This window comes from Nocardia sp. NPDC060259 (genome assembly GCF_042728775.1).
Classification (GTDB): domain Bacteria; phylum Actinomycetota; class Actinomycetes; order Mycobacteriales; family Mycobacteriaceae; genus Nocardia.
This window is the reverse complement of the sequence record NZ_JBHXAY010000017.1, coordinates 13,140-36,220: the sequence shown is the minus strand read 5'-3', so window position 1 is coordinate 36,220 and position 23,081 is coordinate 13,140. Positions and strand designations below refer to the sequence as shown.

At 67.6% G+C, this 23,081-nt stretch carries 23 protein-coding genes; 9 read left to right on the top strand and 14 right to left on the bottom strand.

Features of this window, described 5'->3' with window-relative positions; translation table 11 throughout:
* The first annotated feature begins 49 nt into the window (after positions 1-49).
* From ACFWF2_RS09945 to ACFWF2_RS09935, 3 genes are all read left to right on the top strand, one after another.
* Positions 50-1,579, top strand: coding sequence for a trehalose-6-phosphate synthase (locus ACFWF2_RS09945; RefSeq protein ID WP_379306499.1), 1,530 nt, complete (start codon positions 50-52; stop codon positions 1,577-1,579).
* Between the two features lie 67 nt (positions 1,580-1,646).
* Entirely contained in the window at positions 1,647-2,363 is a 717-nt protein-coding gene (locus ACFWF2_RS09940; protein WP_189029975.1) for a response regulator transcription factor, read from the top strand.
* Positions 2,360-3,805 (top strand): ATP-binding protein, encoded by a 1,446-nt coding sequence (locus ACFWF2_RS09935; protein ID WP_379306497.1) that lies wholly within the window; start codon positions 2,360-2,362, stop codon positions 3,803-3,805. The genes ACFWF2_RS09940 and ACFWF2_RS09935 overlap by 4 nt, the downstream gene beginning before the upstream one ends.
* Here ACFWF2_RS09935 and ACFWF2_RS09930 read toward each other — a convergent pair.
* From ACFWF2_RS09930 to ACFWF2_RS09875, 12 genes are all read right to left on the bottom strand, one after another.
* Positions 3,792-4,277 (bottom strand): h domain protein, encoded by a 486-nt coding sequence (locus tag ACFWF2_RS09930; protein WP_379306495.1) that lies wholly within the window; start codon positions 4,275-4,277, stop codon positions 3,792-3,794. The two genes, ACFWF2_RS09935 and ACFWF2_RS09930, sit on opposite strands and share 14 nt — an antisense overlap.
* Entirely contained in the window at positions 4,274-5,095 is an 822-nt protein-coding gene (locus tag ACFWF2_RS09925) for a hypothetical protein (RefSeq protein WP_379306493.1), read from the bottom strand. Before ACFWF2_RS09925 ends, ACFWF2_RS09930 begins: the two co-directional genes overlap by 4 nt.
* On the bottom strand, positions 5,092-6,495 hold the full coding sequence (locus ACFWF2_RS09920; RefSeq protein WP_379306491.1) for an MCE family protein: 1,404 nt from the start codon (positions 6,493-6,495) through the stop codon (positions 5,092-5,094). The genes ACFWF2_RS09925 and ACFWF2_RS09920 overlap by 4 nt, the downstream gene beginning before the upstream one ends.
* Positions 6,492-7,718 carry an MCE family protein gene (locus ACFWF2_RS09915; RefSeq protein ID WP_379306489.1) on the bottom strand — a complete coding sequence of 409 codons (1,227 nt, stop codon included), beginning with the start codon at positions 7,716-7,718 and terminating at the stop codon, positions 6,492-6,494. The genes ACFWF2_RS09920 and ACFWF2_RS09915 overlap by 4 nt, the downstream gene beginning before the upstream one ends.
* Complete coding sequence (locus ACFWF2_RS09910; RefSeq protein ID WP_379306487.1) at positions 7,715-8,977, bottom strand: MCE family protein; 1,263 nt, start codon at positions 8,975-8,977, stop codon at positions 7,715-7,717. The genes ACFWF2_RS09915 and ACFWF2_RS09910 overlap by 4 nt, the downstream gene beginning before the upstream one ends.
* Positions 8,974-10,041: an MCE family protein gene (locus ACFWF2_RS09905; protein ID WP_379306485.1), complete on the bottom strand. Its 1,068-nt coding sequence runs from the start codon at positions 10,039-10,041 to the stop codon at positions 8,974-8,976. The genes ACFWF2_RS09910 and ACFWF2_RS09905 overlap by 4 nt, the downstream gene beginning before the upstream one ends.
* Positions 10,034-11,062: an MCE family protein gene (locus ACFWF2_RS09900; protein ID WP_379306483.1), complete on the bottom strand. Its 1,029-nt coding sequence runs from the start codon at positions 11,060-11,062 to the stop codon at positions 10,034-10,036. The genes ACFWF2_RS09905 and ACFWF2_RS09900 overlap by 8 nt, the downstream gene beginning before the upstream one ends.
* Positions 11,059-12,258 (bottom strand): MCE family protein, encoded by a 1,200-nt coding sequence (locus ACFWF2_RS09895; protein ID WP_379306481.1) that lies wholly within the window; start codon positions 12,256-12,258, stop codon positions 11,059-11,061. Before ACFWF2_RS09895 ends, ACFWF2_RS09900 begins: the two co-directional genes overlap by 4 nt.
* 4 nt (positions 12,259-12,262) lie before the next feature.
* Positions 12,263-13,114: an MlaE family ABC transporter permease gene (locus tag ACFWF2_RS09890; protein ID WP_379306479.1), complete on the bottom strand. Its 852-nt coding sequence runs from the start codon at positions 13,112-13,114 to the stop codon at positions 12,263-12,265.
* Positions 13,115-13,119: 5 nt separating this feature from the next.
* Positions 13,120-13,884 (bottom strand): MlaE family ABC transporter permease, encoded by a 765-nt coding sequence (locus tag ACFWF2_RS09885; RefSeq protein ID WP_379078522.1) that lies wholly within the window; start codon positions 13,882-13,884, stop codon positions 13,120-13,122.
* 325 nt (positions 13,885-14,209) lie between these two features.
* A complete protein-coding gene (locus tag ACFWF2_RS09880; RefSeq protein ID WP_379306477.1) occupies positions 14,210-15,112 on the bottom strand; it encodes a 3-oxoacyl-ACP reductase in 903 nt (300 codons plus the stop codon).
* A 43-nt stretch (positions 15,113-15,155) separates the two neighbouring features.
* Positions 15,156-15,344 (bottom strand): ferredoxin, encoded by a 189-nt coding sequence (locus ACFWF2_RS09875; RefSeq protein ID WP_379306475.1) that lies wholly within the window; start codon positions 15,342-15,344, stop codon positions 15,156-15,158.
* 188 nt (positions 15,345-15,532) lie between these two features.
* Between ACFWF2_RS09875 and ACFWF2_RS09870 the strand changes: the two genes are divergently transcribed.
* From ACFWF2_RS09870 to ACFWF2_RS09855, 4 genes are read left to right on the top strand one after another with little or no spacing between them, the layout of a single operon-like run.
* Positions 15,533-16,726 (top strand): acyl-CoA dehydrogenase family protein, encoded by a 1,194-nt coding sequence (locus ACFWF2_RS09870; protein WP_379306473.1) that lies wholly within the window; start codon positions 15,533-15,535, stop codon positions 16,724-16,726.
* A gap of 22 nt (positions 16,727-16,748) precedes the next feature.
* The gene (locus tag ACFWF2_RS09865; protein ID WP_379306471.1) at positions 16,749-17,852 is read left to right on the top strand and encodes an acyl-CoA dehydrogenase family protein; all 1,104 of its coding nucleotides are present in this window, start codon (positions 16,749-16,751) and stop codon (positions 17,850-17,852) included.
* Positions 17,853-17,906: 54 nt separating this feature from the next.
* Positions 17,907-18,122 carry a hypothetical protein gene (locus ACFWF2_RS09860; RefSeq protein WP_379306469.1) on the top strand — a complete coding sequence of 72 codons (216 nt, stop codon included), beginning with the start codon at positions 17,907-17,909 and terminating at the stop codon, positions 18,120-18,122.
* A 5-nt stretch (positions 18,123-18,127) separates the two neighbouring features.
* Positions 18,128-18,400 (top strand): hypothetical protein, encoded by a 273-nt coding sequence (locus tag ACFWF2_RS09855; protein WP_379306467.1) that lies wholly within the window; start codon positions 18,128-18,130, stop codon positions 18,398-18,400.
* Positions 18,401-18,654: 254 nt separating this feature from the next.
* Here ACFWF2_RS09855 and ACFWF2_RS09850 read toward each other — a convergent pair whose 3' ends face one another.
* Positions 18,655-19,254 carry a TetR family transcriptional regulator gene (locus ACFWF2_RS09850; protein ID WP_379306465.1) on the bottom strand — a complete coding sequence of 200 codons (600 nt, stop codon included), beginning with the start codon at positions 19,252-19,254 and terminating at the stop codon, positions 18,655-18,657.
* 99 nt (positions 19,255-19,353) lie between these two features.
* On the opposite strand from ACFWF2_RS09850, the gene ACFWF2_RS09845 reads away from it, so the two are divergent.
* Positions 19,354-20,532 (top strand): FAD-dependent oxidoreductase, encoded by a 1,179-nt coding sequence (locus tag ACFWF2_RS09845; RefSeq protein ID WP_379306463.1) that lies wholly within the window; start codon positions 19,354-19,356, stop codon positions 20,530-20,532.
* Positions 20,533-20,588: 56 nt separating this feature from the next.
* On the opposite strand, the gene ACFWF2_RS09840 is transcribed toward ACFWF2_RS09845, so the two are convergent.
* Entirely contained in the window at positions 20,589-22,232 is a 1,644-nt protein-coding gene (locus ACFWF2_RS09840) for an acyl-CoA synthetase (RefSeq protein WP_379306461.1), read from the bottom strand.
* Between the two features lie 61 nt (positions 22,233-22,293).
* On the opposite strand from ACFWF2_RS09840, the gene ACFWF2_RS09835 reads away from it, so the two are divergent.
* On the top strand, positions 22,294-23,076 hold the full coding sequence (locus tag ACFWF2_RS09835) for a crotonase/enoyl-CoA hydratase family protein (RefSeq protein WP_379306459.1): 783 nt from the start codon (positions 22,294-22,296) through the stop codon (positions 23,074-23,076).
* The last annotated feature ends 5 nt before the right edge of the window (positions 23,077-23,081 follow it).

The window sequence follows — 23,081 nt, the reverse complement described above, 5'->3', positions numbered from 1 at the left end:
AACCTCAAAGCGGGACCCTGCGACGCGCAAAGGATGCGTGAGTGGACCAATGATCGATAAACAGTCCAACGACCGTCCGTCCGATGACAGCGAATCCGTCGCCAGCGGTGCGGGCTCGGGGTTCGTGGTGGTCGCCAACCGGCTGCCGGTAGACCTCGAGCGCCTGCCCGACGGCACGACCCGATGGAAGCGCAGCCCCGGTGGTCTGGTGACCGCGCTGGAGCCGGTCCTGCGCAGCAACAAGGGGGCCTGGGTCGGCTGGGCCGGTGTGCCCGACGTCGAGGTCGAGCCGATCATCGAGGACGGTCTGGAACTGCATCCGGTGCCGCTGACGGCGCAGGAGGTCGAGGACTACTACGAGGGGTTCTCCAACGGCACGCTGTGGCCGCTGTATCACGACGTGATCGTGCGCCCCGTGTACGACCGGGCCTGGTGGGCCGCCTATGTCGAGGTCAACCGCCGGTTCGCGGAGGAGACGGCGAAGGTGGCCGCCGAGGGCGCGACGGTCTGGGTACAGGACTACCAGCTGCAGCTGGTGCCGAAGATGCTGCGGATGCTGCGGCCCGACCTCACCATCGGTTTCTTCCTGCACATCCCGTTCCCCCCGGTCGAGCTGTTCATGCAGATGCCGTGGCGCACCGAGATCGTCGAGGGCCTGCTCGGCGCCGACCTGATCGGCTTCCATCTACCCGGCGGTGCGCAGAACTTCCTCTACCTGGCCCGCAGACTGGCCGGTCAGCCCACCTCGCGCGGCACCATCGGCGTGCGGTCCAAGCTGGGTGTGGTGCAGGTCGGCTTCCGCACGGTGCGCGTCGGCGCGTTCCCGATCTCCATCGACTCCGCCGAGCTCGACGAGCATTCCCGGCGCCGTTCGGTGCGCGAGCGGGCCGCCAAGATCCGCGCCGAGCTGGGCAATCCGAAGAACATCTTGCTCGGCGTCGACCGCCTCGACTACACCAAGGGCATCGACATCCGGCTCAACGCGCTGCAGGAACTGCTGGAAGAGGGCCGGATCGACCCGTCCGAGACGGTGATGGTGCAGCTGGCCACCCCGAGCCGCGAACGCGTGCAGAGCTACATCAAGATGCGCGGCGACATCGAACGCCAGGTCGGCCGGATCAACGGCGAGTTCGCCCGCGTCGGCTACCCGGTCGTGCACTATCTGCACCGCCCGATCCCCCGCGACGAGCTGATCGCCTTCTTCGTCGCCGCCGACGCCATGCTGGTGACCCCGCTGCGCGACGGCATGAACCTGGTCGCCAAGGAGTACGTGGCCTGCCACAGCGACCTCAACGGCGCCCTGGTGCTCAGCGAGTTCACCGGCGCGGCCGCCGAGCTGCGCCAGTCCTACCTGTGCAATCCGCACGACCTGGACAGCGTCAAGGACGCCATCGCCGGCGCGCTCGACGACGACCGCGACACCAAGCGCCGCCGGATGCGATCGCTGCGCCGCCAGGTGCTCACCCACGACGTCGAGCGTTGGGCCCGCGCCTTCCTCGACGCGCTCTCCCACAGCAATGTCGCCGGTTCGGCCCTGCTCAGCGAAGACGAGGACGTGTTCGGCGAAACGTCGCGCTGAGCGGCACACAGCGACCTCACAGCATGGGTCCAGCCACTTCCCAGCGAGGTGCGCGACGATGGGACCCATGAGCGGTGTGCCTGATGCACCCGAAGCCAGGGTGCTCGTCGTCGACGACGAACCGATGATCGTCGAACTGCTGGCGGTGAGCCTGCGCTACCAGGGTTTCGAGGTGGCGACGGCCGCCGACGGCGCCGAAGCGCTGGACAAGGCGCGCGTGTTCCGCCCGCAGGCGCTGATCGTCGACGTGATGATGCCGGGGATGGACGGCTTCGGCCTGCTGCGCAGGTTGCGCGCCGACGGCATCGACGCCCCTGTCCTGTTCCTGACCGCCCGTGACGAGGTCGAGGACAAGATCACCGGCCTCACCCTCGGCGCCGACGACTATGTCACCAAGCCGTTCAGCCTCGAGGAAGTGGTGGCCCGGCTGCGGGTGATCCTGCGCCGCGCCGGCCAGACCGCGCCGGAACAGGCGAGCACCCGGCTGCGCTTCGCCGACATCGAACTCGACGACGACACCCACGAGGTGTGGAAGGCGGGCGAGCCGGTTGCCCTGTCCCCCACCGAATTCACGCTGCTGCGCTACTTCATGGTGAACGCGGGCAGCGTGCTCAGCAAACCGCGCATCCTGGATCACGTGTGGCGCTACGACTTCGGCGGCGAGGTCGGGGTGGTGGAGACGTATGTGTCGTATCTGCGCAAGAAGGTCGACACCGGCGAGCAGCGGCTGATCCACACCCTGCGCGGCGTCGGATACGTGATGCGGGAGCCTGCCGCGCGATGAGGCCGCGCGTTCCCAGGTTCTCGGCCGTCCCGCTGCGGGTGACACTGGTGCTGATCCTGGTGGCGATGGCCGGATTCGGCTTGGTCGCTTCGGGTTTCGTCGTCACCAAGGCGATGGAGAGCTCGCTGCAGAATCGCACCGATCAGCAATTGACGGACGCGGCGATCGAATGGGAGCGCCGCGTCGGCCTGCCCGCCCCCGCGCTGCCTGCTCCGGCGCCGGACCGCCAGCCGCCCGGTCGGTACTACCTGCACGCCGAGAGCTCCGACGGAACCCGGGACATCACCCTGGACAACGTCTTCGGCACCGATGCCACCCCCGCGCTGCCCGATCCGCCTGCGCTGCAACCGGTCACGGTCGGCTCGGAAGGTGACTCGGACGAGCAGTGGCGAGTGCTGACGGTGCACGGCAAGCACGCGTCGGCGACGGTCGCCTGGCCGCTCACCGAGAACATCGAGACCGTACGCAATCTCGTCGTGCTGGAGCTGGTGGTCGGCGCGATCATCCTGACGGCGTTGGCGATCGCCGCCTACTTCGTGGTCCGTGGCAGCCTGCGGCCGTTGGGCCGGGTCGAGGCGACCGCCGCGGCCATCGCGGAGGGCGAGCTGCACCACCGAGTCCCGGTGCGCGGCACCGACACCGAGGTCGACCGCCTGTCCCGTTCGCTCAACAGCATGCTCACCCAGATCCAGCAGGCCTTCGCCGCCACCGAGGCCTCCGAGGCGGCGGCGCGCGAATCCGAGGCGCGGATGCGGCGTTTCGTCGCCGACGCCAGTCACGAACTGCGCACCCCGCTCACCACCATCCGCGGCTTCGCCGAGCTGTACCGGCAGGGCGCGACCGGCGATCCGGCGACGTTCATGAACCGCATCGAACACGAGGCGCAGCGGATGGGCCTGCTGGTGGAGGACCTGCTGATGCTGGCCAGGCTCGACGCGCAACGACCCGTCGACCTGCGACCGGTCGACCTGCTCGCCATCGCGGGCGACGCCGTGCACAGCGCACGCGCGGTCGAGGAGGCGGCGGGCGAGCACCGGCCGATCACCCTCGACATCGCCGAGGGCACCGGCACATTGGAGATCTCGGGCGACGAACACCGCCTGCGCCAGATCCTGTCCAACCTGTTGAACAACGCCCGCACCCACACCCCGGACGGCACCTCGATCACGGTCCGGCTGACCCCCGCCGAGGACGAGGTACGGCTCGAGGTCGCCGACACCGGCCCCGGATTGTCCACAGAGGAATCTGCCCGGATCTTCGAACGCTTCTACCGGACCGACACCTCACGCACCCGCAGCAGCGGCGGCACCGGTCTCGGCCTGTCCATCGTGGCCGCCCTGGTCGCCGCGCACAGCGGCACCGTCCGGGTGGAACAGACACCGGGCGGCGGCGCGACCTTCGTGGTGCGCCTGCCGCGCGGTGCACAGCTCAGACCGGAGTGACCTGGGCTACCAGCCAGCGGTCGTCGGACTTGTCCAGCGATACCCGCACCCGGCTACCGGAAGCGGTGCCGTCGGGGGTGTCCTTGCTGGTGGTCAGCTGGTTCAGGTACAGCAGCACGACAGCGTGCTCGGGATCGGCGGACACGACGCCTTCGGCCTGGGTGGTGGCCTTGACCGTGAGCTGCTTCTCCTTGGCGCCCGGCGCGATCGCTTCCTTGATCAGCTTCAGGTAGTCGCTGCGGAAGGACTCGGTCAGGCCATCGGCCGCTTTGGGCAGCTCGGTGTCGACGGTGGCCGGCTCATAGGTGAACATGGCGCTGACCGTGCGACTGGCCGTGCTCATCGCGTCGGCGCGGGCCTGCTCGGTCCGGTCGTGCTGCCAGAGCTGATAGCCGCTCACACCGAGGACGATCGCGGCGATCAGGCCGAGGGCGGCGAGACTGCCGAAGACGATCTTCATACGCTGGCTCATCCGACGAACTCCACTTTCGACACGGTCATTCCGGTATCGCTGTTCGACACGGTGATCCGGAACCGGTACTGCCGCGACTGCGGTTCGGGCGAGCCGTTGTTGCTCACCGTCTGCTTCGCGGCGACCAGCACCTGGGCGGACTCGTTGTCGGCCGAGACGATGCCCGACTCGACCACCTCGCCGGTGGAGACCACGTTCGCCTGCTTGACGATGTCCATGAACGGATCTACGCGACCGTCGAACTCGGTCTTGAAGTCGCCGGAAGCCACAGAGAGAATCCGGTCGATGTCATCCTTGGCGGTCTCGGCGCGGATGGTGGTCAGGTTCAGCACCGCCTGGCGGGCGGTCTCGGTGTACTGCGCGCGCAGGTCTTCGCCCCGGTTCACGGAGTAGGCCGTGAAGGCGGCGAAACCGGCGCCGACGACCAGGGCGAGCACGAGCACGATCGCCGCGGCGAGGGCCAGGACGCGGCCGCCCGAGCGGGGGGCCGCGTCGGTGTCGTCGGCGGACTTCGCCGGATCGACCGGAGACTTGTCCGTGGTCGACGGTGCGGCGTCCGCGAGCCGCACGGTGTCGTCCGTGGACTTCACGGTGGTGACGGCGGACTTCACCGTTGCGTCGGACTTCGCGGCGGCGGTGAGCTTCACCGTCGCGTCCTCGGATTTCACCGTGGCGTCGGCGAGCTTCACCGTCACCTCGACGTTTGATGCGGTGTCGCTCTTACTGATGGTGACCGTTTCGGCCGCCGTCTCGTCGACCGGTGGTCCGGCCGAGCGTGCGGCCCGCCTGCGCGGGCGGCGGTTGTCGTTGTCGTTCATCGTTGCTGCTCCTCCAACATCGCCTGCCAGCTGGCCGGAACAGTGCCCGAGCCATCCGCGGCGATGTCGCCTTGGCGGTACGTGCGTCCGTCAGTGCCCAGATAGCTGCCGGTGGACGGATCATAAGGGCGCGCTGCGGCGGGGGTCACACCGCCCGTCGATGCGCCTGCGGGTGCGGAGGCCGGAGCGACCGGCTGCACCGGGCCGAACGGCGGGTTGTTGCCTTCCGGCACGAACCCGGTCCGGCACAGCTCGGGCGTCGGCGCCCGGCGGCCGGGGAACTCCATGCACGGCGTGTTGCGGATGCCGCGCACCGCGATATTCGAGTCCTGCGGCACCTTGCAGTACAGCCCGGGTGGAGTGTCCACCTGGTCCAGTTCGCTCGGCTGTCGCCACTGGTCCGCGGGCAGGAAGCCGGTGGTGCAGGCGGGCGGGTCGTTGAGGACGGTCATGAAGTCGACCATCACGCCGTACTGGATCGGCCCACGGATGGCGGTCCGCAGCGCCGCGATCAGCGGCGGGAAGACGACCATGAGCTGTTCCAGGCTCGCGTTGTACGTCACGCCGACCTGCCCGAGGCTCACCAGATTGCTGGCGAGCAGCGGCAGGGTGGGGCGAAGAGACTGGAACTGCCCGGTCACCGTCTCCATCGCGGAGGGACTGTTGTTCAACAGGCTCCGCAGCGCCGGATCGTGCTCGCGCAGCTGATCGGTGACCGTAGCCAGATCCGCTGTCCAGGAACGGATGTCGTCGGCGGAACGAGTCTGGGTGTCCAGCAGCGGGCCGATCTGATCGAGCAGCTTCTTGGTCGGCTCGATATCGGTTTCGGCCTGCTGCACCAGCAGTGCCGCCGAGTCGATGAACCGCTGGAGATCGGGCCCGGCGCCGTTGAACGCGTGGAAGGCCTCGTCGATCACCTGCTTCAGGCGGGTGTCGGCGACGGTGGCGAGCAGCTTGTCGGCCTGGTCGAGCATCGTGCCGACATCCTGGGGCAGGTGGGTGCGCTGCTCCGGGATCACCGAGCCGTCGCGCAGATGTTTGTCGGACGGTTGCTCGGTGGGCACCAGGTCGACGTACTGCTCGCCGATGGCCGAGACACTGCGCACCCACGCGCTCGAATCGGCGGGCACCTTGTAGTCGCTGTCGATCGACAGATCCGCTTCGACCCCGCCCGTCGTCAGGCGCACCGCCTCGACCTTGCCGATGTTCTGCCCGCGATAGGAGACATTGGCGGTGGGATAGAGCCCACCGGTGGCGGCCAGCTGCACGGTCACCGCGTACCGGCCGATCCCGAACATCGCGGGCACCTGCAGGTAGCTGCCGCTCATCACGACGAGACCGACCACCGTGAGCACCGCGAAGATCGCGAGCTGGATTCGGACGAACCGGGTGAGTTTCATCGACCCGCCCCTTCCTGGCCGGGCAGCGGCGCGGTGATACCGGGGATGGCGGGCAGGCCGGGGATGGACGGTAGCCCTGGAATGGTTGGCATGGCTCCGGGGGCGGGTGGGGCCGCGAACGGCGCGGTGGCCGGGTCAGCGGCGTCGGTGGCGGTCGACGGCGCGAACGAGCCGACGACACCCTCGACACCACCGAAGCGACCGCCGAGCGGGGTACCGGTGAGCCAGTTGCTGTCGAGACGGCTGGCGGTCAGGTCCAACGTGATGAACAAGTTCATGTAGTCGCCCATGATCGCGTTGTCGATGTTCTTGATCGGGAACGGGAAGGTCGGCAGGATGCCCAGCGCCTGGATCAGGTTGTTTCCGGTGTCGGCCAGTGTCTTCAGCACGGGACCGAGACTGCGCAGATTGGCGACCAGATCGTCGCCGCTGGTCTTGATGAGGCGTTCGCTGACGTCACCGAGCTCACCGAGCGCGGTGATCGCCGTGGTGATGTTCGCCGACCGGTCGGCCAGCGCGGTGAGCGCGGGATGGATCTGTTCGATCGCCTCGGCGATCACGTCACGCTGACCGGCCAGTTTCACCGCGAGCTGATCCAGGCCCTCCATCGCGGCGATGATGCTGCCGGTCTGTCGCTCCAAGCCGGTGGTCAGCTCGTTGAGCTGCGGCAGCAGGTCGGCGATCTCGTCCTCGCGGCCGTTCACCATCGCGTTCAGTTCGGTGGTGATGGTCTCGAGCTGCGCGATCCCGCCGCCGTTGAGCACCACCGACAGCGAGGACAGCACCTGCTCGGTGGTCGGGTAGGCGCCCGCGCGCTCGAGCGGGATGACATCGCCGCCGCGCAACTGCCCTTCCGGCGCGACCGTGGTCGGCGGGGACAACTCGACGTGGTTGCTGCCGAGCAGACTGGTCTGGCCGATCTTGGCGATCGCGTTGGCGGGCAGATGGACTTCGGGGTTGAGCGACACCGTCACCAGCGCGTGCCAGCCCTCGACCTCGATCCCGGTGACGTTGCCGACCTCGACATCGTCCACCCGCACCGGTGAATTGCGGGTCAGGGTGGTGACATTGGGCATCTGGATCCGCACGGTGTACGAGCCGGGCCCGCGCCCCTCGGAGCCGGGCATGGGCAGGGAGTTGAGCCCGTCCCATTGACAGCCGGTGGTGCCGAGCGCGACGGCGACGCCGACGGCCAGCCCGGCGAGTGTGCGTTGCCGCCTCATCGCTGTCCTCCTGGAACGGCAAGCCCGGCAAGACCTTCGGGCACGGTGATCGGAGCAGCGGCCGGGGCCTGGTTCGGCTGGCCCGCGCCGGCCAGACTCGGGTCGCTGTACACCAGCTGCTCGGGGAAGGCTGTCACGCCGCTGGCCGGGTTGGTCATGATCGGCACGTAATTCATTGCCAGCGAACTGATCACCGGGGCAAGGAACTCCGCGCACAGATCCGCGGACCTGTCCGAGTTGTTGAGCTCGAGCGCCCGGATCGAACCACACATGAAGCTGAGTGGATTGGCCGAGTTGTTCAGCGCCACCGCGCCGGTGAGCGAACCCTGAGCCGGCTTGTAGAGCTGGTAGAAGTTCACCATCGCGGTCGGGCCGGAGTGCAGCACCTGTTCGAGCTGGGGCCGCTTGTCGACCAGCGTCTGGGTCACATCGGCGAGGCGCTCGACGCCCTCGGTGAGCTCACCCCCGGTGCCGTCGAGGAACCGCTTCACATCGGCCAGCGCCACATCGAGACTGTCCAATCCGGCGCCGAGTTCTTCCGACGCGCCGGCCAGGACCGAGGACACCGAGGCCAGCCGACCGCTGAACTGCACGATCTGCTCATTGCTCGCCGAGAGCACCTCGACGAACTTCTGCAAGTTGCGGATGGTGCCGAACAGGTCGGTTCGCCCGTCGGACAGGGTGGTCAGCGTCGCGGACAGTTCGCGCAGGGTGTCACGGAACTTCTGTCCGTTGCCGTCGAGGTTCTCGGCCGCCGTGTCGACGAAGCGGCCGAAGGAGCCCTGCTTGTCGTCACCGACCGGACCGAGCGCCGTGGACAGTTTGGTCAATTCGGCCTTGATCTCGTCCCACTCCACCGGAACCGCGGTGCGCTCGAGCGGAATCTGCGCGCCGTCGGCCAGTTTCGGGCCGCCACTGTAGGCGGGCGCGATCTGCACGAAGCGGGCCGACACCAGCGACGGCGCGATGATCACGGCGCGCGCGTCCGCGGGCAGATCGACGCTGCTGTCGATGCTCATCTGCACGCGCACCTGGCCCTTGCCCGGTTCGATCGAGTCGATGCTGCCGACGGTGACGCCGAGCACCCGCACCTCATCGCCTTTGTACAGGCCGGTGGTGGAGGTGAACGCGGCGGTCACCGTGTTCTTTCCGCCACCGGTGACGAGGTAGACGCCGACCGCGACCAGCGCCGCGATCACTACCACCGCCACCGCGATCGTCCAGCGCGGCAACCCGCGCACCTGCTGGGTCAAGCTCATCGCGGGGGATCCTCCTCAGCAGGAGCGATGTACGGCGTCCTCGGGTTGGTGAAGATGTCGATCAGGTCCTGTGGCACTTGCTCCGGCCAGACCAGCGCGTCGACGAGCGGGCGCAGTTCGGTACTGGAAGCGTTCACCACGTAGGCGTTGAACCAGGGCCCGTTGCCGACCTGCTCACCGAGCGCGGCGGCGTATGGGCCGAGGCCGTCGAGGGCTTCGTTGAGGTTCTGTTCGTTGCGCTGGAGCAGCGCGAGTACCGAATTCAGGCGGTCCAGCGTCGGCCGCATCTGCGGCTCGTTGTCGGCGACCAGGCCCGAGAGCTGCCTGGCCACGTCATCGATGTAGACGACGAGCTGATTGATCGCCGCCCGGCGCCGGTCGAGCTCGCCGAGCAGCTCGTTGCCGTCGATGAGCAGGGTATTGAGCTGGGTGCTGCGATCGGCCAGGATCTTGGTGACATTCTGCGCCCGGGCCAGCAGGTCGGTCAGCGCCTGGTCGCGCACATTGATGCTGCGCGACAGGGCGGTGACGCCGTCGAGCGCGTTGCGCAGCGGGCCCGGCGTGTCGGCGAAGGCCGCCGACAGGGTGTCGAGAGTCTGGTCGACCTGATCCAGATCGAGATCGCGCACGGTCCCACCGAGATCGCTCAGCGCTTCGTTGAGCGAGTAGGGCGAGGTGGTGCGCTCGACCGGGATGGTGTCGCCGGTGCCGATCGCGCCGGGGCCGGTCGGCACCACGTCCAGCGATTTGCGGCCGAGCACCGTATTGGTCTTGATCGCGGCGGTGGTCTTCTCACCCAGCACGATCGACTCGTCGAGGTCGAACTTCACCAGCACCTTGTCGCCGTCGAGGCTGACCTGCCGCACCTCGCCGGAACGCACACCGGCCACATGAACCGGGTCGCCCGGCACCAGACCGCCCGCATCGAGGAAGTTCGCGGTGAACGTCGCTCCCGAGCGGATGAAGGGCAGCTCGGTGAATTGCAGCGTCGCGAGCGAGATCGTCACCGCCAGAACCACACCGACGATGCCGATCGTCGCCGCCGACGATTTGTTCTCATTCATTGGGCGTGCACCTTCCGGTCGCCTGCAGACCCGGCGCGTGAACTTCCATCGGCTGGCCGTTGGGGCCGCTGACCAGGAAGTTGGTACCGCAGATATACAGCTGCAGGAAGGAACCGTAGGCACCGATCCGGATGAGCTTCTTGTAGGTATCCGGCAGCTTTCCGAGCACCCAGTCGATGTGGTCGGAACCCTCGTCCAGGTTCGTGGCGAGCCTGCCGGTCTGTTCGATGGTGTTGCGCAGATCGGGACGGGCCTGCACCAGCAGGTCGTTGAGTTCCTGCGTCGCGCCCGCGATCCGCGGCAACGCGTTGCCGATCGGGTCGCGCTGGGCGGACAGGTCGCTGACCAGGCGCTGCAGTTCTTCGATGGTGGTGGCGAACTGATCGCCGCGATCGTCGATGGTGGCGAGCACGGTGTTCAGGTTGTCGATCACGCTGCCGATCAGCGCGTCCCGGTCCGCCAGGGTCTTGGCGAAGCTCCCGCCGCTGTTCAGCAGCGAGACCAGGGTGCCGCCCTGTCCCTGGAAGATCTGCAGCAGCGCCGCGGTGAGGTCGTTGACCTGTTCCGGGTCGAGCCCACGCAGCAGCGGCTTGAATCCACCGAGCAGCAGATCCAGATCCAGGGCGGGCGAGGTCTGCTCACGGCTGATGGTGTCACCATCGGAGAGCCGCCGAGCCGAACCCGGCCCCTCCAGCAGTTCCATGTAGCGGTCGCCGACCAGGTTCTCGTACTTGATCGCCGCCCGGGTACTCGCCAGCACCGCGTACTTGCTGTCGACATCGAACTCGACGTGGGCGAGGTCGTCGTCGCCGACCTTCACCGAGGTCACCGAACCCACCGGCACACCGGCGATGCGCACCTTGGCGCCGGGCAGCATGCCCGAGGAGCTGGTGAACACCGCGCGATAGCCGTTCTCGCTGGAGAACCGCGCCTGACTCAAGACGATCGCCAGGCCGGCGAACACCAGCGTCATCACCACGGTGAAGATCGCCAGTTTGATCGTCGTCCCCGTGTTCCTCACCGCGTCACTCCCGGCAATCCGTCCAGCAGCAGCTGGAATACCTTTGGCACACCGTGGAATTCGTGCTGGGTGTTCGGCGTGTACACCGTGCCCTCGCTGGTATCGGTCACCAGATAGTCCGAATGGCTGTTCGGGACCCGGTCCACCACACCCTCGCAGCGCGGGCCGCCGGTGGCGTTCACCTTGGGCAGGTCGTTCGGGTAGGTGTAGGGCTGCGCGCCGAGCATGAAGCTGGCGTTCATGCCGACACCCGGCAGCCGTCCGCCCATCATCTCCTCGGCGATCGGCATCAGCGGGCCGATGCCGTCGATGATGCAGCTCAGCGCCGGCGCGTACTCGAACAGCAGGGCGGTCGTCGGCCGTAGCAGATCGAGCGCTGTCACCAGATCGTGTTCGTTCTCGCGCAGTACCGATCCGACCGTGTCGGACAGCCCGATCACGTTGACCAGCACGTTGTCGAGCTGGCCCTGCATCTCGGCGATGGTCTGCGAGGTGACCGTCGCGTTGTCGACGGTGCGCAACAGCGGGTCGGTGACCTCGGCGTAGAGGCCGGTCACCGCGGCGGTCTTGTCCAGATCCGACTGCAGGGTCGGCAGGTACGGATTGAGTTCGCGCAGATAGCGATCCGAGCGCACCAGCAGATCTCCCAGCTTGTCGCCGCGACCCTCCAGGGCCGTGCCCAACGCGGTCAGTGTCGCGTTGAGTTTCTCCGGCTCCACCTGGGCGAGCACGTCGGACAGGTGCTGGAACAGGGTGTTGAACTCGACGGTCACCGAGCTCGCCGCCACGGTGCTGCCCGGGGACAGCGAGGCCGAGGCCGGTTGGTCGGGGACGATGAAGTTGACGTACTTGGCGCCGAACACCGTGGTCGAGCGGATGTCGACACCCGCGTTGGCGGGCACCAGCTTCAGCTGGTCGGGGTCGACTTCCAACCGCAACTGGGCGCCGTCGTTCCGCAGCTCGATGTCGGCGACCCGGCCGATCTCGACGCCGCGCACCTTCACCTTGGCGTCGGGGTCGAGCACCAGGCCCGTACGCGGCGTATCGACCAGCACCACAGCGGTATTGGTGAACGCGCCTTGGAACAGCGCGAGCGCGAGAGACGCACCCGCGACGAGCAGGCCGACCAGCGCGAGCGCGGCGAGCTTACGCCCGAGCCCGCCCTGCAGTGCGGCAACGAACCGTGAGGTATCCATCGCGCTATCCCGAGAGGTGGAAGTTGCCGGAGGTGCCGTAGATGGCCAGCGAGATCAGCAGCGTCACAGTGACGACCGCGACCAGCGAGGCCCGCACCGCATTGCCTACCGCGACACCGACACCCACCGGACCGCCGGCGGCGGTGAAACCGAAGTAGGTGTGGATCAGCATGACGGCCAGTGCCATGACGATCGCCTGCGCGAACGACCACAGGATGTCGCTCGGAATGAGGAACGTCGAGAAGTAGTGGTCGTAGACGCCGGCCGACTGGCCGTAGATCACCACCGTCGCGAAGCGGCTGGCGAGGAAGGAGGCGATCACCGCGAGCGCGTAGAGCGGGATGATCGCGATCAAGCCCGCCAGCACCCGGGTACCGACGAGGAACGGCACCGGCCTGATCGCCATCGATTCCAGCGCGTCGATCTCCTCGGCCACCCGCATCGCGCCCAGCTGGGCGGTCGCGCCCGCGCCGATGGTGGCGGCCAGACCGATGCCGGAGATGACCGGCGCGGCGATGCGGACATTGATGAAGGCGGCGAAGAAGCCGGTCAGCGCCTCGACACCGATATTGCCGAGCGAGCTGTAGCCCTGGACCGCGATGGTGCCACCCGCCATCAGGGTCAGGAAGCCGACGATCACGACGGTGCCGCCGATCACCGCCAGTGCGCCACTGCCCATGCTGATCTCGGCGATGAGCCGGATGGTCTCGGTGCGGTAATGCACCAGCGCGCGTGGCACCGAGGCGAGCGCCTGGACGAAGAAGATCGCCTTGTCGCCGAGGGAATCCAGCGATTTCGACACCCGGTCGAAACGGCGGACCGTGCGCGGGAACTTACTGCGAACTACGAATGCCATTTCGGTCACCGCACCGTGAATTTCAGGCCGATCGCGGTGACAACCACATTCACCACGAAAAGCGCCATGAAGGCGAATACCACTGTTTGGTTCACCGCGTCGCCGACACTCTTGGGTCCGCCTTTCACCTGCAGACCGAGATAGCAGGCGACCATTCCGGCGATCAACCCGAACAGACCGGCCTTGACCTCGGAGATGATCAGCTCGGGCAGATTCGTCAGCAGCGGAATGCCGTTGACGAACGCGCCCGGATTCACGCCCTGCAAGAACACCGAGAAAGCGAAACCACCGACGATACCGACCGTGCACACCAGGCTGTTGAGCATCAGCGCCACGAACATCGAGGCGAACACGCGCGGCACGACCAGCCGGCTGATCGGGTCGATGCCCAGCACCATCATCGCGTCGATCTCTTCGCGAATCGTGCGGGCGCCCAGGTCCGCGCAGATCGCGGTGGCGCCGGCGCCTGCCACGATCAGCACCGTGACGATCGGCCCGACCTGCGTGACGGCACCGAACGCGGCGGCCGCACCGCTGAGGTCGGCGGCGCCGATCTCGCGCAACAGGATGTTGAGGGTGAAGACCACCAGCACCGTGAACGGAATCGCCACCAACAGCGTCGGCACGATCGAGACGCGAGCGACGAACCATGACTGGTCGATGAACTCACGCCATTGAAACGGTCGACGGACGGTAGCTTTCGCCACGTCCGCGCCGAGTTCGAAGAATCCGCCGACTGCCCGCAACGGGACAGCAAGGAGGTCGTTCACGCGAATTCCTCCTTCTTGGACGGGCGGACCGATCGACCCGCGTACCCGTACTTCACCGCCACCCCGATCTGAAGACTGCCCAAAGACTAGAACATGTTCCTGTTGATGTCTGCCGTTTGGGGAGACTATTACCAGGACTTTTTCACGAAATGTGCCGTCAAAACTGAAACGAAAACTGACCGGATGCCTTTTACCTCCTGTGAGGCGCCACACACCCCGACGCTCATGTCTACCAACACCTGGACCTGTGATCAACACAACTCGGCAGACATGCGCGTCGTGGCGCGCGGCGAGCCAACCTCCGGCAAATCGGCGGCAGGAAGAGTCAGCCCAGATCGCGTAGCGAACGGGCCGAGAACATGTGGTCGGCGGGCCGCTCGGCAAAGTAGCCGTGCAGCGTCGAGGCGAGGTCGGCCTCGGACCATTCGGCGCCAGCGGCGTCGAAGCGAGCCTCCACCTCGGGAGCCGCCATGAGGGCGACCATCGGGCCGTAGACGACGAAGACCTGACCGTTCACCGCGTCGGCGGCGGGCGAGGCGAGGTAGGCGACGAGCTTGGCCACGTGCTCGGGTGCGAGCGGGTCGACCGAACCCTCGGGCGCCTCGGAGAACACAGCCTCGGTCATCGCGGTCCTGGCCCGGGGGCAGATCGCGTTGGACCGCACGCCGAAGCGGGACAGGCCACGCGCGGCCGACAGCGTCAGCGCGGTGATACCCGCCTTCGCGGCGCCGTAGTTCGCCTGACCTTCCGGCCCGAGCAGCCCGGCCTCCGAGGAGGTGTTGACCAGCCGGCCGTAGACCGGCGCACCCGCGGCCTTGGACGCCGCGCGCCAGTAGGCGCCGGCATTGCGCGAGAGCAGGAAGTGCCCGCGCAGGTGCACGGCGATCACCGCGTCGAAGTCCTCGTCGGACATGTTGAACAGCATGCGGTCGCGGGTGATGCCCGCGTTGTTGACGACGATGTCGAGGCCGCCGAGGGATTCCTGGGCGGTCGCGATGAGCGCGTCGGCCGTCGCGCGCTCGGCGATGCTGCCGCCGACGAACTCGGCCTTACCGCCGAGCTCGCGAATCGCGGCGATGGTCTCGGCGGCGGCATCCTCGGTGAGGTCGTTGACCACGACCGCGGCGCCCGCGCCTGCCAGCGCGAGGGCTTCGGCCCGGCCGAGCCCGGCCCCGGCGCCGGTGACGATAGCGACCCGGCCGTCCAGTGAAGTCTGCATCACACTCATCGGGCCGACTTTAGAACGTGTTTCACTATCCGACAAGAGGCGATCACGCCAACCGCAGCGCGGCCTTGGGGCACTGCGCCACCGCTTCCTCGACGTCGGCGACGCGATCGTCGGCCACATCGCCCTCGAGGACGTGCAGCTGATCGTCGTCATCGAGTTCAAACATGTCAGGGGCGATTCCTACGCACACGCCGTTCGCTTCACACCGGTCGAAATCGACGATGATCTTCATGAGAACTTCCTTCCACGCGGTCTCCGCGACACTAACCCAGACAGTACGCCCGCGAAGCGGGAACAGCTGTCGATTCACTGTCAATACTGGAACATGTTCCAGTTGGTATGCAATGATCGGTTTCGGCGGGGCCCATCCCCTGCGCCCCGCCGCGTCCGTTTTCGCAGCAGAGACCGAGGTAGGGACCCATGCGCGTCGCGTATACGCCGCAGCAGGAAGAATTGCGCGCCGAGCTGCGCGAATATTTCGCCCGGTTGATGACGCCGGAACGACGTGCCGCGCTGAGCCTGCAGACCGGCGAGTACGGCGAGGGCAATGTCTACCGCGAGGTCGTGCGCCAGATGGGCCGCGACGGCTGGCTGACGCTGAGCTGGCCGAAGGAGTACGGCGGCCAGGACCGCACGACGATGGATCAGCTGATCTTCGTCGAGGAGGCCGCGATCGCGGGCGCGCCCGTCCCGTTCCTCACGCTCAACTCGGTCGCGCCGACGATCATGCAGTACGGCACCGAGGAGCAGAAGAAATTCTTCCTGCCCAAGATCGCCTCCGGTGAGCTGCACTTCGCCATCGGCTACTCCGAGCCGGGCGCGGGCACCGACCTGGCCTCGCTGCGCACCGCCGCGGTGCGCGACGGCGACGACTTCGTCATCAACGGCCAGAAGATGTGGACCAGCCTCATCGCCTACGCCGACTACATCTGGCTGGCGGTGCGCACCGATCCGACGGCCAAGAAGCACAAGGGCATCACGATGTTCATCGTGCCCACCGACGTCGAAGGGTTCTCCTGGACGCCGGTGCACACGATGGCCGGGCCCGACACCAGCGCCACCTACTACCAGGACGTGCGGGTTCCCGCGTCGTCGATGGTCGGGCCGGAGAACGGCGGCTGGTCGCTGATCACCAACCAGCTCAACCACGAGCGCGTCGCGCTGACCTCGGCCGGGCCGCTCTCGCTCGCGGTCAACCAGACGGTGCAGTGGGCGCGCGAGACCACCGGTCCCGACGGCAAGCGGGTGATCGACCAGGAGTGGGTGCGCCTGAACCTGGCTCGCGTCTACGCGAAGGTCGAATACCTCAAGCTGCTGAACTGGGAGATCGCCAGCCGTGCCGACCAGGGTGGCGAGGCGGCGCCGAAGCCGTGGGACGCCTCCGCGTGCAAGGTCTACGGCACCGAGCTGGCCACCGAGGCCTACCGCCTGCTGATGGAGGTCGTCGGCTCACATGGTTACCTGCGCCAGGACTCCCCCGGCGCGGTCATGCTCGGCAGGCTCGAGCGGATGCACCGCGCCGCGCTGATCCTCACCTTCGGCGGCGGCACCAACGAGGTGCAGCGCGACATCATCGCCATGACCGCCTTGCGCCAGCCCGCTTCCGCCCGCTGATCCCGAAAGCCGGTATCCCCTCATGGATTTCACACCCACCGAAGCCCAGACCGATCTCGCCCGGCTGACCGGCGAGATCTGCGCCAAGCTCGTCACCGCCGACCGCCTGCGCGAACTCGACACCGCGGGCCGCTACGACGAGCAGCTGTGGAAGTCGCTCGCCGAGACCGGCGTGCTCGCCGCCGCGCTACCGGAAGCCTTGGGCGGCAGCGATTTCGGCATGCTCGAGCAGACCGCCATCCTGCGTGAACTCGGTCGCGTTGTCGCCGCGGTGCCCTATCTGTGGTCGATCGTCGTCGGCGCCGGTGCGCTGGCGAAATTCGGCGATGCCGACCAGCAGCAGCTGGCCGCGCGGGCGGGCGCGGGCGAGATCGTGCTGACCGCCGCGCTCGCCGAGGAACTGCGCGCCACCACCGCCGCGCCGGGCATCGTCGCCGAGCCAGCCGGTGCGGCCTGGACGCTGACCGGCACCGCGACCACCGTCGCCTACGCCGATCGCGCCGAGCGAATCCTGGTGCCCGCCATCACCTCCCATGGTGTCGGCGTCTTCGTGGTCGACCCGGACCACGCTTCGGTCACCCGCACCGCCCAGCAGGTCGTCGACCTGAGCCCCGAGTTCGTCGTCGAACTCGCAGGCACCCCCGCCGCACTGCTCGGCACCGTCGAATCCGGCGCCGACATCCTCACGTGGCTGCGCGAACACGCCTGGCTCGGCCTCTCCGCGCTCCAGCTCGGCACCCTGGAACGCGCACTCGAGCTGACCGCCGAGCACACCCGCACCCGCGAACAGTTCGGCAAGCCGATCGGCTCCTTCCAGTCCGTCGCGCAGCGCCTGTCCGACGCCTACATCGACATCGGCGGCCTGCGCCTGACGGTCACCCAGGCCGCCTGGCGCCTGTCCGAGAACCTCCCCGCCGCGGAGTCCATCCACATCGCCAAGTTCTGGGCTGCCGACGCGGGCCACAAGGTCGCCCACACCGTCGTCCACGTCCACGGCGGCCTCGGCATCGACCGCGACCACATCGTCCACAACTACTTCACCGCCGCCAAACACCACGAATTCGCCCTCGGCGCCGCGACACCCCACCTCCTCGCCCTCGGCGCCGAACTGGCGTCGAAGGAGTAACCTTGCGAGAGCCAAGTACGGCAAGGTAACTTGTAGCCATGCAGCCGGAGCCCGGTGATCGCGTCAAGTGCCTACAAGCACGGCATCGACTCCGGCGACATGGTGCACGCTTTCAACAATGCGGTCGCCGCGTTCGATCTCGATGACGGTTTCATCATGCTCATCGGACCGGCAATGGACGCGACGATGCTGGAAGTCGGCTACGTGACCAGTACCGACTCCCACGTCATCATCCACGCTATGGAAGCCCGGCCGAAGTTTCTGAGGTGATGAACATGCCGCGTACAACCAAAGACATCCTCGCCCACGCCGACGACCTGGCGAGGCGATTCGAAAACTACGAGCCGCGGGCAGAAGACGAGCGCGACCCCGCCGCGCTCGCTGCCCTGCGAGCGGCTGTGGTCGCAAGGGCCGAAGCGGAACGTCAGGTCATCGACGGCGTCGCCGCCGCACGAGAGCGTGGCGTGCCATGGTCGACCATCGGCGCCGAAGTCGGCACTTCGGGCGAAGCCGCTCGCCAGAAGTACGGCCCGCTCCTCGCCTCATAACCCAATCGGTCTGCAGCCACACCTACTCGGCGAGCCGATTCAACAGATCTCGATGGCGCGTTGCGAAGTCTTCCGACAGCGCGCCCACCTGACCGTCCGCCCGCACGGCGTCAGTCTCTTCCAGCACGGGCTCAGCCGAACGTGCACCTTCCGCTAGCCGACGATTCAGCTCGCCACTCGCATGGAGCACGTGCGCTGACGCCTCGTCGAACCGGCGCTCACTATCCGCAGCTTCCCTCGGCTGGTCCACATCCTCACAGCACGCACGGCCTGTCAACCGGAGTCGAAGTCAGGTAGCGCTGGAGGGTGGGGGCGATGTCGGTGACTATTTGCGACGGCGTCAGGTCGACTACCGGGGGGATGCGCAGGACGTAGCGACATAGGGCCAGGCCGAGGAGTTGGGTGACGATCAGGGCGGCGCGGCGGGGGGCGTCGGCGGGGGTGCCGAAGCGGAGGACGGCGGGGAGGACCTGCTGGGCGAAGACCTCGCGGAAGCGGGCGGCCACCACGTCGTCGGTGATCGAGGAGCGCAACAGGATCAGCAGGACGGTGTTGTCGTTCTCCTCCCAGATGGTGAGGAAGCGGCGAATCACCAACTCACCCATGGTGTCCGGGTCCGCGGCGCCGAGGTCGGGAAGGTCCAGGTCGATCTGGGCGGCGGCGGCGAAGAGACCGTCCTTGGAGCCGAAGTAGCGCATGACCATCGACGGGTCTATCGCGGCGTCGGCGGCGATGGCGCGGATGGTGGCCTTGGCGTAGCCGTCGGTGGCGAAGCGGGCGCGCGCGGCGGCGAGGATGGCGGCGCGGGTGGCGTCCGAGCGGCGGGCCGGGGTCTCCTGGTCGGCGGAAGTCATGCCAACAAGTGTAGGCCAACAACTGTTGACTTTCATCTACGGCCGGGTTTACCGTTATGCCTACAAGCGTTGGCACACAAGCGTTGACCAGGAGTCGCAATGACCGCCACCTCCCTGCCCGAAGCCACTTCCGTCGTCATCGTCGGCGCGGGCCCCGCCGGTCTCACCGCCGCGATCGTGCTCGCCGAAGCGGGCGTCGACCATGTCCTCATCGATCGGCTGAGCGAGGGCGCCAACACTTCTCGCGCCGCGGTCGTGCACGCCAGGACCCTGGAGGTTCTCGACGAACTCGGCATCGCGAAGGAACTCCTCCCGCGGGGTATCCAGGTCCCCACCTTCAAGGTGCACGACGGCCCGAAAACGTTGGCCACCGTCGAATTCGGTGACCTGCCGACCGCCTACCCCTACACGCTGATGATCCCCCAGGATGTCACCGAGCAGGTCCTGCTCGACCGGCTGCACGAGCTGGGCGGCACCGTCCACCGGCCGATCATCGTCGAGCGGGTCGGTGACGAGAACGGCCGTGTCACCGTCGAATACACCACCGCCGACAACACCGCGGGCGCCATCACCGCCGACTACGTGATCGGCGCCGACGGCATGCACAGCGTGGTGCGCGAACAGGCGGGCATCGGCTTCACCGGCGACACCTACCCCGCGTCGTTCATCCTGGCCGATGTGCGGATGAGCTGGCCGACGCCGCGAACCGAAGTCTCGCTGCATCTTTCACCGGAGGGCGTCACCGTCGTCGCGCCGCTGCCCGATCCGGAGCAGGAGCGGTATCGTGTCGTCGCCACCGTGGACGAGGCACCGGAGCACCCCACCCGCGACGACATCCAGACCCTCCTCGACGCCCGCGGACCGGCGGGCGAGGTCCACGTCGACGAGGTGCTGTGGAGCTCACGCTTCCGCGTACACCACCGCGTCGCCGACCACTACCGCGCGGGCCGCATCCTGCTCGCGGGCGACGCCGCGCACGTCCACAGCCCGGCGGGCGGGCAGGGCATGAACACCGGCATCCAGGACGCCGCGATGCTCGCCGGGCTGCTGGCGAAAGTGGCTGCCGGCGCTCCGGATTCGCTGCTGGACGAGTACGAGACCGTACGCAGGCCGGTCGCTCTCGACGTCGTCGCCTTCACCGACCGGATGACCCGCATGGCCACCCTCCAGTCGGCCCCGGCCCGCACCCTGCGCAATACCGCGATGCGGCTACTCACCGGCATCCCCGCGGTCCGCGGCAAACTGGCCTACCAGCTCGCCGAACTCGGCAACCACTGAAAGAAATGGGCCCTCCCGGCGACATTGCCGGAAGGGCCCATTGCTGTTCGAACCCGCTACGCGGAGCCCGCCTCGGCGTGCTCGTCGGCAGGCCGCTCCTCGGTCTGCGACTTGGCCCACCGGTAGTCCGGCTTGCCCGCGGGCGAGCGCTTGATCTCGTCGACGAACCACAGGCTGCGCGGCTGCTTGTACGACGCGATCTCCTGCGCCAGCACCGGCTTCAGGTCGGCCAGACTCGGCCGCTTGCCCTCGCGACACTGCACCACCGCGACCACCCGCTGGCCCCAGCGCGCGTCCTCGACGCCGACGACCAGCGCGTCGAAGATGTCCGGATGCGCCTTGAGCGCGCCCTCGACCTCTTCGGGGTAGATCTTCTCGCCACCACTGTTGATGCTCACCGAACCACGGCCGAGCATGGTGACGGTGCCGTCCTCCTCGACGCGCGCGAAGTCGCCGGGGATGGCGTAGCGAACCCCGTTGAACTCCTTGAACGTCGCGGCCGACTTGACCTCGTCCTTGTAGTAGCCGAGCGGAATGTGCCCGCTGCGCGCCAGCAGCCCGACGACGCCGGAACCCGGCTCGACCGGATTGCCCTCCTCGTCGAGCACCTGGGTGGCCGCGTCGATCTTCACCCGCGGGCCACCGGTGTGGGTCTGGCCCTTGGCGATCGTCGCCAGGCCACCGAAGCCGGTTTCCGAGGAACCGATGGAGTCGGTGAGCAGACGGTTCGGCAGCAGCTCGAGGAACTTGTCCTTGAGCGGCGGCGAGAAGAGCGCCGCGCTGCTGGCGAGCACGTACAGCGACGAGAGGTCATAGGGCTCACCGGTTTCCGGGTTCCCCTCCTCCAGCGCGTCGAGCATCGGCCGCGCCATCGCGTCACCGGTGATGAAGATCAGGTTGATCTTGTGCTTGTCGACGGCCTGCCAGACGCCGTGCCCGCTGAACTCGGGGATCATCACGGCCTTGCCGCCGCCGAACAGGCTGTGGAAGGTGGCCCACTGCGCGCCGCCGTGGATCATCGGCGGGATCGGGAAGCGCACCATCTGCGGGTTGGCCGCGCCGATCTTGGCCAGCTCCCACTCGTCCTTGGTGTACTCGCCGGTGATGAAGTTGATGCCGGCGCCGAGCACCCGCCACACGTCCTCGTGCCGCCACATCACGCCCTTGGGCAGGCCGGTGGTGCCGCCGGTGTAGAGCATGTAGATGTCGTCGGGCGAACGCTCACCGAAGTCGCGCTCGCCGGAGGACGCGGCCAGCGCCGCTTCATACTCCACCGTGCCAGGCGAGGTCGGGGTGTCCGTGCCGTCCTCGACGACGAGCACCGTCTTCAGACCGGGCACCTTCGAGCGGACCGCCTCGACCTTGTCGGAGTAGCGACGCTCATGGATCAGCGCGACCATGTCCGAGTTGTCGAAGATGTGCAGTAACTCGTTCTCGACGTAGCGGTAGTTGACGTTGATCATCACCGCCCGCGCCTTGAAGATCGCCACCATCGCTTCGACGGCTTCGACGGTGTTGCGGGAGTAGATTCCGACTTTGTCGCCGGGTTTCACACCCTGTTCCAGCAGGTAGTGGGCCAGTTTGTTGGCCCGCTCCTCCAGTTCGGCGTAGGTCGACTCGCGATGTTCGCCGACCAGCACGATCCGGTCGGGCATCAGGTCGACGGCGTGTTCGACGAGATCGGCTATGTTGTAGCTCACAGGAACAAAAATAGAACGTGTTACTGTTTCTGACAAGGTCGAACGTCAGGAGATATCCAAAATGTCGCATTGTCTGGTCGAGAAGCGCGATCACGTCCTCATCGTCACGATGAACCGGCCGGAGGCGCGCAACGCCCTGTCGGGCGAGATGATGGCGATCATGCGCGATGCCTGGGACCAGGTGGACAGCGATCCCGATATCCGCGTCGCGATCCTCACCGGCGCGGGCGGGGCCTTCTGCGCGGGGATGGACCTGAAGGCGATGAGCTCGCAGCATCCGGGGGACACCGCCTCCGCGGGCAGCTGGGACCCGGCCTACCTCCCCGCGCTGCTGAAGGGGCGGCGACTGGCCAAGCCGCTGATCGCGGCAGTCGAGGGCCCGGCCATCGCCGGCGGCACCGAGATCCTGCAGGGCACCGACCTGCGCGTGGCCGGGGAAAGCGCCAAGTTCGGCGTCTCCGAGGCCCGCTGGGGCCTGTTCCCGCTCGGCGGTTCCGCGGTGCGGCTGGCCCGGCAGATCCCGTACACGGTGGCCGCTGATCTGCTGCTGACCGGTCGGCACATCACTGCCGCCGAGGCCAAGGAGATCGGCCTGATCGGCCACGTGGTCCCCGACGGAACCGCCCTCGACAAGGCCTTGGCGCTGGCCGGCCAGATCGCCGACAACGGCCCGCTCGCCGTCCAGGCGATGCTGCGCACGCTGCGCGAAACCGAGGCGATGCCGGAGAACGAGGCGTTCCCCATCGAGGCGAAGATCGGCATGGAGGTTTTCCGGTCAGCCGATGCCAAGGAAGGGCCGCGCGCCTTCGCGGAGAAGCGCAAGCCGAACTTCACCGGGCAGTAGTCACC

What these genes read in the sequence shown, in the direction of transcription:
- ACFWF2_RS09945 (WP_379306499.1), top strand. Translation starts at nt 50, where the DNA reads ATGATCGATAAACAGTCCAACGACCGTCCGTCCGATGACAGCGAATCC.
- ACFWF2_RS09940 (WP_189029975.1), top strand. Translation starts at nt 1,647, where the DNA reads ATGAGCGGTGTGCCTGATGCACCCGAAGCCAGGGTGCTCGTCGTCGAC.
- ACFWF2_RS09935 (WP_379306497.1), top strand. Translation starts at nt 2,360, where the DNA reads ATGAGGCCGCGCGTTCCCAGGTTCTCGGCCGTCCCGCTGCGGGTGACA.
- ACFWF2_RS09930 (WP_379306495.1), bottom strand. Translation starts at nt 4,277, where the DNA reads ATGAGCCAGCGTATGAAGATCGTCTTCGGCAGTCTCGCCGCCCTCGGC.
- ACFWF2_RS09925 (WP_379306493.1), bottom strand. Translation starts at nt 5,095, where the DNA reads ATGAACGACAACGACAACCGCCGCCCGCGCAGGCGGGCCGCACGCTCG.
- ACFWF2_RS09920 (WP_379306491.1), bottom strand. Translation starts at nt 6,495, where the DNA reads ATGAAACTCACCCGGTTCGTCCGAATCCAGCTCGCGATCTTCGCGGTG.
- ACFWF2_RS09915 (WP_379306489.1), bottom strand. Translation starts at nt 7,718, where the DNA reads ATGAGGCGGCAACGCACACTCGCCGGGCTGGCCGTCGGCGTCGCCGTC.
- ACFWF2_RS09910 (WP_379306487.1), bottom strand. Translation starts at nt 8,977, where the DNA reads ATGAGCTTGACCCAGCAGGTGCGCGGGTTGCCGCGCTGGACGATCGCG.
- ACFWF2_RS09905 (WP_379306485.1), bottom strand. Translation starts at nt 10,041, where the DNA reads ATGAATGAGAACAAATCGTCGGCGGCGACGATCGGCATCGTCGGTGTG.
- ACFWF2_RS09895 (WP_379306481.1), bottom strand. Translation starts at nt 12,258, where the DNA reads ATGGATACCTCACGGTTCGTTGCCGCACTGCAGGGCGGGCTCGGGCGT.
- ACFWF2_RS09890 (WP_379306479.1), bottom strand. Translation starts at nt 13,114, where the DNA reads ATGGCATTCGTAGTTCGCAGTAAGTTCCCGCGCACGGTCCGCCGTTTC.
- ACFWF2_RS09880 (WP_379306477.1), bottom strand. Translation starts at nt 15,112, where the DNA reads ATGAGTGTGATGCAGACTTCACTGGACGGCCGGGTCGCTATCGTCACC.
- ACFWF2_RS09875 (WP_379306475.1), bottom strand. Translation starts at nt 15,344, where the DNA reads ATGAAGATCATCGTCGATTTCGACCGGTGTGAAGCGAACGGCGTGTGC.
- ACFWF2_RS09870 (WP_379306473.1), top strand. Translation starts at nt 15,533, where the DNA reads ATGCGCGTCGCGTATACGCCGCAGCAGGAAGAATTGCGCGCCGAGCTG.
- ACFWF2_RS09865 (WP_379306471.1), top strand. Translation starts at nt 16,749, where the DNA reads ATGGATTTCACACCCACCGAAGCCCAGACCGATCTCGCCCGGCTGACC.
- ACFWF2_RS09855 (WP_379306467.1), top strand. Translation starts at nt 18,128, where the DNA reads ATGCCGCGTACAACCAAAGACATCCTCGCCCACGCCGACGACCTGGCG.
- ACFWF2_RS09850 (WP_379306465.1), bottom strand. Translation starts at nt 19,254, where the DNA reads ATGACTTCCGCCGACCAGGAGACCCCGGCCCGCCGCTCGGACGCCACC.
- ACFWF2_RS09845 (WP_379306463.1), top strand. Translation starts at nt 19,354, where the DNA reads ATGACCGCCACCTCCCTGCCCGAAGCCACTTCCGTCGTCATCGTCGGC.
- ACFWF2_RS09835 (WP_379306459.1), top strand. Translation starts at nt 22,294, where the DNA reads ATGTCGCATTGTCTGGTCGAGAAGCGCGATCACGTCCTCATCGTCACG.